Raw genomic sequence first — 12081 nt, forward strand, 5'->3', positions numbered from 1 at the left:
GTTTACATAAAAAACGCCAAATCAGTTAGATAATGAATCTAACTGATTTGGCGTTTTTATTAATTATTACGTTTATTAACTCTTCTACGGATAACAAAGTAGAAAACAACGGAAGCAACGATAAATAGAGTACCTTCGAACTCATACAGAGCTATCATATTTGTTTTAATCGAAAATTGTGACTGACCAATCGCAGTTCCTATTAAGCCACCAACTAAGAATGATCCCATGTAAATTAGCAAGTTATTCCAAATAATAACTTTTTTTGATTGTTTGATAAATTTCTGATTACGAATTTGTTTACTAACACCAACAATCCAAATATAAGTTGCGACCATAACACTAGCAATAACAGCCATTAAGCCCACCGCTTGTTGCCAATGTCGACTAATCCATGAGTTATTAGTTAAAATTAAATTATCATTAACCTGTTTGGAAACTGTTGTATTAGTTAATTCGGTCGTTAACACATTCTTAGTCACGACATGCTTTGAATCAAGAATAATATTTGTATTATTTGCCTTCAATTTACTTATGTCTGCAGTTGACATTGCAATAAAAATTTGATTATCCAACTCAGAATTGTATTTATCACCCATAATACCGATGACAGAAACGTATTGCCCATTTAATTTATAATACTGCTGATGAAATGGCGAGTATAATTTTTTTTCAATATTTCGACCAACTACTGCTACCGGAACTTCAGATAAAAAATCATTATTTGAGAAAAAAGTTCCAGAAACCATTGGTGGCTTATCATAACTACCCTTCGCATAAAAATAAGAAATATTTTTTTTGTTTTTTACTTGATAATGAATTTGAAAATCAGAAATTTTTTCTGATTTTGCTAACGTTGTATTATATTTATCTAAATTTTGTTCTTTTGTTTTAAGAACATATGCATTTTTAGATAGATTATGATTATCTAATTTTGTGATTAAATCTTTTTCCTGCATCTTAAAAAATAAAAATGTGGTAAAGAATGTAAGTAGTAAGATAGCTACTATAAATATGTATCTTCTTCGCATCATCAATTTAATTTCCCCCTAACTTTTAATGGACACCGAGTGCCATTTTTGCATACCTAGACATACGTTCAATTGACCAGGCTGGACTCCATATAAATTGTACAGTTACTTTTTTTATTTCTAGCACTGGCTTTAACGCATCTTCGACTAAATCAGATAGAACACCTGTTAACGGGCAACCCATAGTGGTTAAAGTCATTTGTACATTACAATTATTGTCATTGTCTAATTCAATCTCATATACTAAACCTAAATTAATAATATCCATATCCAATTCAGGATCCATCACTTTTTCTAAATGTGTCAAAATATCTTGCTTAATTATTTCTGCACTTCGTCTTTCACTCATAGGATTAATCCTCTCTTGAATAGCTAATATTACTAGTTTATCGTTTCTATTTTAGCATTGCAATCTATTGTTTTAATGTTACTGAACTCTTTACTTTTTCTAAAAAATAATGTTATACGGCGCCAAAGTTACTATGAAGCCGGATTAAATTAAAGATACGATTTTATAACAATAGATAAAAAAAGGTTAAATACGTTTGAATACTGCATACTCAAATGCTATCCTGAACTAACTAAGATAAAAAACTGTAAATCTTACTACACATAAGTTAAGTTGATGGAGGAACAATAACGATGAACAAAAAGTTAATTACAATTGATTTAGATGGCACAACTTTAAATAATAATGCAGAAGTTAGTTCAACAACAAAAAAAGTACTTACTCAAGCAACAGCTGAAGGACACATTGTCAGTATTGTAACGGGACGCCCATATCGTATCTCAAAACAAATTTATGATTCATTAGGGTTAACAACTCCAATGATTAATTTTAATGGTGCCCTGGCACATATTCCACATAAAAATTGGGATAAATCATACGAATATACAATTAATCGAGATATTGTTTTTGATATTCTTAACGCTAGAAAAGAATTAGGTATTAACATGTTAGCAGCCGAAGGAAAAAATATGTTATTGGCTGACAATGCAAGTCAGCTAGTGAAAGGCTTTTTCCCACAAGTTTTAAGATCAAATCAAATTCTTAATAAACAAAATTTACAACATGATCCGACATCAATTACGATGTTTGTCGATCAAGATAAAAAACAATTAATTACATCTAGACTACTTGAAAAATATGGTGATGTTATCGAAGTCAACACTTGGGGCGGACCAAAACCTGTTCTAGAAGTTGTTTCAAAAGGGATTCAAAAAGCAATTGGTGTTTCTTATCTAGCAGATTACTATGGTATCTCTCAAAAAGATATCGTTGCTTTTGGTGATGAAAGTAATGATAAAGAAATGCTTTCATATGCTGGCTGGGGTGTGGCAATGAAAAATGGTACTTCTGAAATTAGAGGTCTAGCCAATGATGTTACCTCTTTAAATAACCAAGAAAATGGGCTTGCTCATTACTTAAAAAATTATTTAAATTTAGCTAAATAATCGTTAATTAGTAACAGATCAGTAATGGTCTGTTATTTTTTTATAAAAAATGACTTCTGGAATATACCAGAAGTCATATTTAATGATATTTATTTTTCGTCGCTTTTTAGAATACCACCGACACTATAACGATCTTTACGCATTTCATTTAAAATTACATGGATATGCTCTGTAGGTGCACCAGTATTTTTTGAAACAGCTTCAGTCACATCTTTAACTAAATTTTTAAGTTGTTCTTGTGAACGACCTTCAATTAAATCAATATTTATAATTGGCATAACGAATCTCCTTTTTATTTAGTTGATTGCCCTTTTCTTAATAATTCTTGTTGGTCTGAGTTTAGGAAATTGCCTTCAATATCAGCGGTATTAACTAAGTTCATAAATGCATTTGGATCAACATCACTAATTGTCATTTTTAAATTATATAATTCATAACGTGTAATAACTAACATCAAAACTTTACTTTCTTCATTTGAGAAAGCGCCCTTTGAGTCAATAACTGTAATTCCACGAATTAATGATTTTTGGAGCGCTCCAACAACTAAATCTGCTTCTTTTGTAACAATAAATGCTGTTAACTTTTGATGCGATGTATGGATGTCGTCGACAACTCTAGACATAGCATAATTAGAAATAATTGTATACAAAGCACTTTCCCAACTGAAATAAAATCCAGCCGTTAAAATAATAATCATATTTGTTGATAACATTAATGAACCGACTGTTTTACCTGTCGTTTTAGCTAGAACAAGTGCGATGATATCCATCCCACCAGTTGAAAAACCAAATTTTAATGCTAATCCAACCCCAATACCACTTATTACACCACCAAATAATGCTGCCATTAATGGATTAGTTGATAATTGATGAACGGGTAAAATTACCGTAAAGAGAGATGAAGAAGCGACGGTCAGTACACTATAATATGTAAATGAACGTCCTACTTTATACCAGCCTAATATACCAATTGGAATATTTATTAACATAATTAGATATCCAGTACCAATTTTAATATGAAATAGATCATAAAAAATAGCAGAAAGTAATTGGGCAATACCATTGGCACCAGCTCCAAAAATATTTCCTGGAATCAGAAAGAAATTAAGGGATAATGCAATTAATAATCCCGAAAATACAATTATAACTAGTCGTTTATTTTTATCAGAAATTGATAACTTCATAAATCTCCCTCCTATTATATGTGACTCTTTTCATTTTACCTTTTATTAAACAATAATATTAATAAAATGAGTAATCTCTCATTTTAAATTTCTATTAAACTAACCTTATACAGCGTAACCGGTTAAATACGAATATTTATTTACAAATGGCGTTTAAAAATAGCAATTAAATGATAAAATGGTAATATCTAAATTTATTTACTGGGAGGAGAAATATCCATGACGACAGACCCTTTTAATTTTTCAGCATGTACAAGTGTTTTAGCTGGTTCTAAAGCAACTGCAGATGGGTCGACTTTTATTGGCCGTAATGAAGATGCAAAAACAGCATGGCCAAAACATTTTGTTATTCATGCTCATACAGAATTTGAACAATCACCTTTATTTGAATCACCAGATAATCACTTTAAAATGCCATTACCAAAAATTCGTGGTAAATATTCAGCTACTCCTGAATGGACACCAAAATTTGGTGTTTTTGAAGAAGATGGCTTTAATGAATATGGTGTGGCTATGAGCGCTACTGAAAGTGCATACGCTAATAGCCGGGTTCTCAGTTACGATCCCTTACTAACTGAAAACGGAATTGGTGAGGAAGCAATTGTAACAATTACTCTTCCCTATATTCACTCCGCAAAAGAAGGTGTTAGTTACCTTGGATCATTAGTAGAAAAATACGGTTCAAGTGAAACAAATGGTGTCTTGTTCTCTGATCAAAAAGATGTTTGGTATATGGAAATTGCAACCGGTCACCATTGGGTTGCGCAACGTATTCCGGATGATTCTTATGCAGTTGTTGCCAACCAACTAGCTATTCAAGAAATTAACTTTACTGATTCCGCTAATTTTATGTTTAGTTCTGGTATTCAGAAATTTGTTTCTGATAATCATTTAAATAACCAAAAAGATTCATTTAATTTTAGAGATATCTTTGGAACTCATGATCAATCTGATGCCATTTACAGCACACCAAGAGTTTGGTATGGCCAATTACTTTTAACACCATCAGTTGCTTCACAAGATCCTATGAGTATGAATTTACCGTTCATTCGTCAGGCTGATCATTTAATTCAACGTGAAGATTTAGAACAAATTCTTGGCTCACATTTCCAAGGAACTCAATATGATCCGATTGGAACTGGTTCAATCAGTGATAAACATAAATTCAGACCCATTAGTTTAGCAAAAACACAAGAGTCTCATATTTTACAAATTAGACCTGATTTACCTTTTGAAATTGGTGGTATCCATTGGCTATCAATGGGTGTTACGGCTCAAAGTGCTTATGTACCTTTCTTTGCTGGTATTACGGATACACCGGAGAATTATAAAATTGGTACCGATGTATATGATGACAAATCTGCTTACTGGTTATATAAACAATTAGGTATTTTGGTTGATTCACATTACTTAGAATTTAGCTCATTACTGAAAGATCTCCAAAAAGATTTAATTATCCAATTCAATGCCTCCGTAAAACGGATTCAAACAGAGGCAATTTCTAAAAGTGGTACAGACCTAACAGATTTTTTAACTGAAGAAAATCTAAAAATTACTGAAGCTGCTGAAATCAAGGTTAAGGCCTTAATTAGTCAGCTAATTACATTATCAACTGACCTATCACCATTAAATTTTAAAACTGACCAAAACTTATAAATATAAGAAACCGAAAGGAATTACAAAAGTCTTATGGACAAACAAAAGAAAATTTCCCTAACAAGTTTCATTTTAATGATTTTTACAACTATTTTTGGATTTGCAAATACTCCCGTCGCCTTTATTCAAATGGGTTACGCTAGTATTATCTGGTACGTTTTAGCAGCATTCTTCTTTTTCTTACCAACTGCTTTGATGTTTGCAGAATATGGTTCAGCTTTAAATGAATCAAAAGGTGGCATTTATTCTTGGTTAGCTGAATCAATTGGCCCCAAACTTGCTTTCACAGGAACATTTATTTGGCTTTTTGCATGGATTGTCTGGATGGTATCAATTGCATCTAAAGTTTGGATTCCACTTTCAACAATTTTTTCTGGAAGTGATCAAACACAATCTTGGGCTATCTTTGGCCTATCTTCAACACAAACTATCGGTATTCTTGCAATTCTTTGGATTGTGCTAGTTACCTTTGTCGCTAGTCGAGGTATCAGTAGTATTGCCAAGATTTCTTCAGTTGGTGGTATTGCTATTTTAGGTTTAAATGCTATCTTTTTACTATTAAGTATTGTTATTTTAATTGTTAATCATGGTGCACTCCAAGAACCATGGCATGGTATGACAAGTATTATAACTTCTAGAAATCCTAGCTATCAATCACCTATCGCCCTAATTTCATTTATTGTTTTTGCCATCTTTGCATACGGTGGTATGGAATCAGTTAGTGGTGTTACAGATAGTATTAGAAATCCTAAGAAAAATTTTCCAAAGGGTTTAATCATTTCCACTTTATTAATTCTTTTTGCTTACTCAATCTCAATCTTCTTCTGGGGTGTTAGTACAAACTGGAGTAAACTTGGTGGTCAAAATGCCAACTTAGGTAACATCTCTTACATATTGATGGAAAACTTAGGTAATTTTGCAGGTCAAAGCTTTGGTATGAGCGCAAGTGCTTCGACAATTTTTGGTCATACACTTGCTAGAATTACTGGTTTAAGTATGTTCATGGCTTATACAGGTGCATTCTTCGTCTTGATTTACTCACCACTCAAATCATTTATTCTTGGAACACCTAAGGATATCTGGCCAGCAAAAATGACGAAATTAAATAAGCATAGTATGCCTGAATTTGCAATGTGGATTCAAGCTGCCGTCGTTATTGTCATTATCATGGCTGTTTCATTTGGAGGTTCAAATTCAACATTATTCTATTCAAAATTAACGTTAATGGGAAATATCTCAACTTCTGTACCTTATCTATTTTTAATTGGTGCATTTCCATTCTTTAAAAAACGTCAAGACTTAAATCGACCTTTTGAAGTTTATAAGAATAGAACACTTACAAATATTATTACTATTGTCGTCTGGTTAGTTTTAGCCTTTGGAATTATTTTCACTGTTATCAGCGATACATTAAGTAATGCTCTCTGGATGATATCTGGTCCTGTCCTTTCTGGACTAGTTGCTTTCCTTTACTACACACGTTATGAGAGAAAAATTAAAAAATAAACTAAAAAAAATCGTAAACAATTTTTATTGTTTACGATTTTTTATTAGTTTTTAACAAGACTTTCTAAGCTAACATTACCTGTTAATAGTCCTGAATTATCTCCATGTAATGCTAAACTGTTGAATCGTTCATTAACGACAAGTTGCATGTTCTCATCCATATAAGTTTTGCTGTACCCTTTTACTCTAATGGGACCTAAATCTGAATCAATTGTTCCATCATATGCCTTGCTATCGTTCTGGTCATCAATTACTAACATTCTAAAGCTTGAATCTAACGTACATGTTCCTTCATTTGATAAAGCACCAACACCATCGTCAAAATCAAGCAAGATTTCTGAATCATTACCCATAAGTTTCATAATCTTGCTTTTTGCGTCTTCACTTATTTTTAAATACATGAAATTACCAGCTTTCTTATTTAATAATTACATTGTACACCACTGATTATTTTAGACAAGCATGACGACTCAGGTTCATCATGGTATGATAGTTCTAATTAGAAAGAGAGGAATATAATGACCAAAATTAGTATAGTAAACAACTTATTTGATAGTAGTTCACAATTTAAAAGTTCACATTCAATCTTTCAATTTAACGTTAATTCACAACTAAATGAACAAGCAGACGCTCTTTTTCTTTCATACTTCTCAATAGATATCCATGAAAAAATTCTTGAATCTTCTATGATGCAAAAATTACCTATCTATTTATCCAAAGAGGCATTTGAATTAAAACAACAATTTGTCTTACTAGGTAAAATTAGTGAAACACACTTAAATTACAAAATTATTCCGATTAACACCGCACTAACTATTGGAGATTTTACAGTGATTGGTTTTTTATCAGATTCAGTACACACGGGTTCATTAGCTTTTTTAGTAGAAGATGAAAAGCAGAAGTACTCCTTCTTAGCTGGTGATACTCGCTTAGCTGGACCTCATAAAAAGAGAACGAAGAAATGGATTCACGACTTAAACCGACTACCTTTAGATGTTCTAATTTTAAATACTGTCGACACAACAGATACTAATTACTACACTGAAATTACGATTCTAGATCATCTCATTAAACTTTTAAAAGTCGAAGAATTAACTGCTATTAACGTTGCCAACGAAAATCTTTATTTAATTCATAAGTTAGCGACAGTAGCTAACAAGTTAGAAAAAATAATCGTACTAGATAAGCCAACCTCCCAATTATTGACGTATTTTTATCCTGATTCAGAAGTGATTTCATTAAATGATGCTACTTCTGTAGGAATTAAAAGGCATCCTGAGAAATATATCTTGGTAAATATAGAAAATAAGTTAGGCGATTTTAATTTGTCTACCCAAAATAGCTATTCACTGACCGATTTATTGGAAAATAATAAAGATAGTCTCCCAATCAATTCACATTTATCTTCATTAGAAGTACCTGAATTGTTAAATCGATTAACGCATAAACCTAAGCAACTTATATTGATAGACCAAAATTTTAACAATACTATTGTAACTTATTAATATTTATTCTATGGTATATTTATTAATCATTTAAAAGGACGTGAATTTGTTGGTTTTTTCTTATTTTAAAAATCCTAAAAAACATGAATTATTTTTAACCTTCTTATTAGGAACATTAAGTGCTTTTGGTCCATTATCATTGGACATGTATTTACCAGCATTACCAGTTATTCAACAACACTTACATACAACTGCATCGCTTACCCAGTTGACGATTACGACTTGTTTACTTGGATTGGCGCTTGGCCAATTAATAGTTGGACCCTACAGTGATAAAATTGGCCGTAGAAAGCCATTACTTTTGGGACTCATCTTGTTCGCTGTTACCTCTATCATCGCAGCAACAAGTCAGAATATAACAATTTTGGTTATTATCCGGTTATTGCAAGGTTTAGCGGGATCTGCTGGTCTTGTAATCTCTCGAGCAATTGCTAGAGACCTATACACCGGAAAAAAATTAACCAGTTTTTTCTCGCTCTTAATGGCTGTTAATGGAATTTTCCCGATTATTTCGCCCATACTTGGCAGTTTTATTCTAAAATTCACATCTTGGCGCGGTATCTTTGTTATCTTAACTGTAATTGGTTTTCTTTTATTTCTTCTTGTATTAGTGACGTTACCAGAAACTAACCAGATTGTGCCAGAGAAGTCGCAATCAAATACTGGTGATTCAACGAAAAAAATTCTTAAAAGTTTAATTTTTGATAAATTTTTCTTGAGTTATGCTCTAATTCAAGGCTTTATCTCAGGTGCAATGTTCTGTTATATTTCTGGATCATCATTTGTTTTACAAAATCTTTTTGGTCTATCCTCTAATATGTTCAGTTTAGTCTATGCAATTAATGGTTTAGGTATCGTTATAATGTCTCAATTAAGTTCACGAATTTCAGATACTTTTTCTGAACAGACTGGTCTAAAATTAGGTGTTTACCTTGCCTTACTTGGTAGTCTACTATTAACGACCTCATTATTTATTAGTAACTCGTTATTACTAGTGCTCATCAGTTTATTTTTAATTGTTTCAATGGTTGGTATCGTAAATACAACGGCCTTCTCATTAGCTATGCAGAAACAAGGGCAACACGCAGGAAGTGCTTCTGCCATACTTGGTGTTGGTATGAATCTAGTTGGAAGTATTCTTTCTCCATTCGTTGGGATTATGGGGGATCATTCTTATGTTCCAATGACAATTTTAATCTTACTGTGTGAAATTTGTGCCTTGGTCATTTACTTAAATATTTCCACAAAAAAAGCAGAACTATAAGTTCTGCTTTTTTTGTGGAAATATTAGTTTGTATAACGCAAAAACTTAATAATATAACTCTTTAATTATTTATACTAAAGGTGTGACATCTGATTTTGTACAGCTGTAACCTTTATGTAAAATGGGTACTATCTACAAATTGGTACTACCAACCATATTTTTAAAGCTTATTTTATCTACTGATATATATTATTTATTTTCTGTTAAACCCAGTTTTATTTGACATTCTGGACAATATCCAAACGTCTCGACATGTGTACTTTCAATTATATAACCACTTTTATTTTCCGCCTCTTGCTCTGCCTCATGAAAAGTTAATTCTGTAAATATATCTGTTATTTTGCCACAGTTAAGACAGATAGCATGATAATGTGGAATACCAAAATAATCGTAGCGCATTTTACCATCATCGCCATTAGACAATTCTATCACTAATTTTTGAGCAACTAATATTTGTAACGTATTATAAACGGTAGCTATGCCTAACCCTACGCTTCCATCTTTAATTCCGTTAAAAATTTGTTCAACAGATGGGTAGTTATGTTGCGTTACTAAATATTCAAGAATTATTTTACGCTGTGGTGTTATACGTACGCCACGTTCTTTTAAAATTTCTAAAGCCTGGTCAAGATTTTTATCGATCAATTTAACGACCCCCATTTTCTTAATTCACTCTGTTCATTATCTCATATTTCATAAAATATGTGGACTTTATCTATTGAATTGATTTATAATGATTATATATTTAGAATCATTATAACAAAGGAGAGAGAGTTATGTCTAAAAAATTATCTTTATCTCAGAAAATAAATGTTTTAAGAGCTAGTGTTATGGGAGCTAATGATGGTATTCTTTCCGTTGCTGGGATTGTCATTGGTGTCGCTGGCGCTACGAACAATAATTTTTCTATTTTCATTTCAGGTATTGCTGGTATGCTTGCCGGTACTGTCTCAATGGCTATGGGAGAATATGTTTCTGTAAGTACCCAAAAAGATTCGCAAGAAGTTGCTACTGCCAATTCCAAGTACAATCTAAAACATAATTATGATAAGGAATATAATTATGTTTATCAAAAATATTTTAAAACAGGTATTTCTTCATCCTTAGCATTAAAAGCTACAGATGAAATGATGTCGGCTAACCCATTAGATACTATTGTACGTGAAAAATATGGCTTTGATCCTAACGTCTATACGGATCCTTATGCGGCTGCGATTGCATCAATGATTTCTTTTCCGATTGGATCATTGCTGCCCCTACTTGCAATTACTTTATTCCCTGCTGAATTTAAGGTCATTGCCACATCTATTTCTGTCATTATTGCACTAGCTATCACAGGATTTAGTGCTGCAACTTTGGGTAACTCAAATCGGACAAAATCAGTTATTCGTAATATTATTTCTGGTATTTTAACAATGCTAGTCACTTACTTTATTGGTACTTTATTTGCTCATTAGGAAAGGACACTTAATTTCATGACATCTGAAACCAAAATTAAACAAAAAAAATACAAAACAATGGATGAAAAACTTAATTCACTTCGTGCAGGTATACTAGGATCTAATGATGGTATTTTAACTGTTGTAGGTGTCCTGTTCAGTGTTGCAGCAGCTACAACAGATAATTTCATTATTTTCATCGCTGGGTTAACTGATCTAATAGCTTGCGCATTTTCTATGGCAGCTGGCGAATATGCCTCTGTCAGTTCACAAAGTGACACCGAAAAAGCAGCTGTTGCCGTCGAAAAACAGCGTATGATTACGAGTCGTACTGATCAAATTCATGATGTTCAAAATTTTTATACGGCTAAGGGCGTTTCTGAAGAAACCTCTTTTGAAATTGCTACAGAATTAATGCAAAAAAAGCCACTAGAAACGATTATTAATGTTAAATACGGTCTCGAATTAGGACACTATATGAACCCTTGGGATGCCGCTTTTTCCTCACTAATCTCTGCAGCTTTAGGTGGTATTTTCCCACTACTTGCCATTATTATATTACCAAACAATTGGAAAATGATAGGTACAATTATTGCGGTTTCAGTAGCTGTAGCTTTAACTGCCTTTATTAGCTCCAAATTAGGTGATGGTAAAATTAAAGTTGCCATTATACGAAATATTATCATTGGTTTAATAACCATGTTAATTCATTATGGAATTGGCCAGTTTTTTTAGACATATCATTATGAAACCCCGCCCAAACTAGTTAAATATTTTTTCCCAACTTATTTGTTGTCATAGATACATTTTATATAGCGCATTAGCTTTCAAAATGTTTATAAATTTTGAACTAAACCACTTTATACTCTTAAAATTCATACAAAAAAGTTCTAATCACTTAGCGATTAGAACTTTTTTAATATCATTGATCAGCAATAGTTAACAAAGGCCTATATTTTATACTACTTTCAATAATTAAATACAACACTCGCCATCGACATTGTCTGTTTAATTGATATACTGTACATATTTAAGATCATTA

General features: G+C 32.0%; 13 protein-coding genes. 7 read left to right on the plus strand and 6 right to left on the minus strand.

All coding sequences use genetic code 11. The features are described from left to right. Positions 1 to 59: 59 nt before the first annotated feature. Positions 60 to 1034: an ABC transporter permease gene (locus AC1RPW_RS02670; protein ID WP_481761284.1), complete on the minus strand. Its 975-nt coding sequence runs from the start codon at positions 1032 to 1034 to the stop codon at positions 60 to 62. A 22-nt stretch (positions 1035 to 1056) separates the two neighbouring features. After that, positions 1057 to 1380, minus strand: coding sequence for a metal-sulfur cluster assembly factor (locus AC1RPW_RS02675; protein WP_481761283.1), 324 nt, complete (start codon positions 1378 to 1380; stop codon positions 1057 to 1059). A gap of 293 nt (positions 1381 to 1673) precedes the next feature. Between AC1RPW_RS02675 and AC1RPW_RS02680 the strand changes: the two genes are divergently transcribed. After that, entirely contained in the window at positions 1674 to 2486 is an 813-nt protein-coding gene (locus AC1RPW_RS02680; RefSeq protein ID WP_409022582.1) for a Cof-type HAD-IIB family hydrolase, read from the plus strand. 89 nt (positions 2487 to 2575) lie between these two features. Here AC1RPW_RS02680 and AC1RPW_RS02685 read toward each other — a convergent pair whose 3' ends face one another. Further along, complete coding sequence (locus AC1RPW_RS02685; protein WP_481761282.1) at positions 2576 to 2764, minus strand: 2-hydroxymuconate tautomerase; 189 nt, start codon at positions 2762 to 2764, stop codon at positions 2576 to 2578. A gap of 14 nt (positions 2765 to 2778) precedes the next feature. After that, positions 2779 to 3669: a YitT family protein gene (locus AC1RPW_RS02690; RefSeq protein WP_409022584.1), complete on the minus strand. Its 891-nt coding sequence runs from the start codon at positions 3667 to 3669 to the stop codon at positions 2779 to 2781. A gap of 219 nt (positions 3670 to 3888) precedes the next feature. Between AC1RPW_RS02690 and AC1RPW_RS02695 the strand changes: the two genes are divergently transcribed. Continuing rightward, positions 3889 to 5325, plus strand: coding sequence for a C69 family dipeptidase (locus AC1RPW_RS02695; protein WP_481761281.1), 1437 nt, complete (start codon positions 3889 to 3891; stop codon positions 5323 to 5325). A 33-nt stretch (positions 5326 to 5358) separates the two neighbouring features. After that, entirely contained in the window at positions 5359 to 6831 is a 1473-nt protein-coding gene (gene yjeM, locus AC1RPW_RS02700) for a glutamate/gamma-aminobutyrate family transporter YjeM (protein ID WP_481761280.1), read from the plus strand. A gap of 44 nt (positions 6832 to 6875) precedes the next feature. On the opposite strand, the gene AC1RPW_RS02705 is transcribed toward yjeM, so the two are convergent. After that, positions 6876 to 7232 carry an iron-sulfur cluster biosynthesis family protein gene (locus tag AC1RPW_RS02705; RefSeq protein ID WP_481761279.1) on the minus strand — a complete coding sequence of 119 codons (357 nt, stop codon included), beginning with the start codon at positions 7230 to 7232 and terminating at the stop codon, positions 6876 to 6878. 117 nt (positions 7233 to 7349) lie between these two features. On the opposite strand from AC1RPW_RS02705, the gene AC1RPW_RS02710 reads away from it, so the two are divergent. Both AC1RPW_RS02710 and AC1RPW_RS02715 read left to right on the plus strand, forming a co-directional pair. Then, a complete protein-coding gene (locus AC1RPW_RS02710) occupies positions 7350 to 8336 on the plus strand; it encodes an MBL fold metallo-hydrolase (RefSeq protein WP_481761278.1) in 987 nt (328 codons plus the stop codon). Between the two features lie 49 nt (positions 8337 to 8385). Continuing rightward, positions 8386 to 9600, plus strand: a complete 1215-nt coding sequence (locus AC1RPW_RS02715) for a multidrug effflux MFS transporter (protein WP_481761277.1) — start codon at positions 8386 to 8388, stop codon at positions 9598 to 9600. A gap of 189 nt (positions 9601 to 9789) precedes the next feature. Here the strand turns inward: AC1RPW_RS02715 and AC1RPW_RS02720 are convergent, their stop codons facing one another. Beyond that, positions 9790 to 10245, minus strand: a complete 456-nt coding sequence (locus AC1RPW_RS02720) for a Fur family transcriptional regulator (RefSeq protein WP_481761276.1) — start codon at positions 10243 to 10245, stop codon at positions 9790 to 9792. Positions 10246 to 10376: 131 nt separating this feature from the next. Here AC1RPW_RS02720 and AC1RPW_RS02725 point away from each other — a divergent pair, with 131 nt between their 5' ends. Together AC1RPW_RS02725 and AC1RPW_RS02730 are read left to right on the plus strand one after the other, a co-directional pair. Continuing rightward, entirely contained in the window at positions 10377 to 11057 is a 681-nt protein-coding gene (locus tag AC1RPW_RS02725; protein WP_481761275.1) for a VIT1/CCC1 transporter family protein, read from the plus strand. A gap of 18 nt (positions 11058 to 11075) precedes the next feature. Beyond that, the gene (locus AC1RPW_RS02730) at positions 11076 to 11774 is read left to right on the plus strand and encodes a VIT1/CCC1 transporter family protein (protein WP_481761274.1); all 699 of its coding nucleotides are present in this window, start codon (positions 11076 to 11078) and stop codon (positions 11772 to 11774) included. Positions 11775 to 12081: the final 307 nt, after the last annotated feature.

This window comes from Dellaglioa sp. CoH-55-MRSF-8, assembly GCF_056782195.1.

What these genes read in the sequence shown, in the direction of transcription:
- AC1RPW_RS02670 (WP_481761284.1), bottom strand. Translation starts at nt 1,034, where the DNA reads ATGATGCGAAGAAGATACATATTTATAGTAGCTATCTTACTACTTACA.
- AC1RPW_RS02675 (WP_481761283.1), bottom strand. Translation starts at nt 1,380, where the DNA reads ATGAGTGAAAGACGAAGTGCAGAAATAATTAAGCAAGATATTTTGACA.
- AC1RPW_RS02680 (WP_409022582.1), top strand. Translation starts at nt 1,674, where the DNA reads ATGAACAAAAAGTTAATTACAATTGATTTAGATGGCACAACTTTAAAT.
- AC1RPW_RS02685 (WP_481761282.1), bottom strand. Translation starts at nt 2,764, where the DNA reads ATGCCAATTATAAATATTGATTTAATTGAAGGTCGTTCACAAGAACAA.
- AC1RPW_RS02690 (WP_409022584.1), bottom strand. Translation starts at nt 3,669, where the DNA reads ATGAAGTTATCAATTTCTGATAAAAATAAACGACTAGTTATAATTGTA.
- AC1RPW_RS02695 (WP_481761281.1), top strand. Translation starts at nt 3,889, where the DNA reads ATGACGACAGACCCTTTTAATTTTTCAGCATGTACAAGTGTTTTAGCT.
- yjeM (WP_481761280.1), top strand. Translation starts at nt 5,359, where the DNA reads ATGGACAAACAAAAGAAAATTTCCCTAACAAGTTTCATTTTAATGATT.
- AC1RPW_RS02705 (WP_481761279.1), bottom strand. Translation starts at nt 7,232, where the DNA reads ATGTATTTAAAAATAAGTGAAGACGCAAAAAGCAAGATTATGAAACTT.
- AC1RPW_RS02710 (WP_481761278.1), top strand. Translation starts at nt 7,350, where the DNA reads ATGACCAAAATTAGTATAGTAAACAACTTATTTGATAGTAGTTCACAA.
- AC1RPW_RS02725 (WP_481761275.1), top strand. Translation starts at nt 10,377, where the DNA reads ATGTCTAAAAAATTATCTTTATCTCAGAAAATAAATGTTTTAAGAGCT.
- AC1RPW_RS02730 (WP_481761274.1), top strand. Translation starts at nt 11,076, where the DNA reads ATGACATCTGAAACCAAAATTAAACAAAAAAAATACAAAACAATGGAT.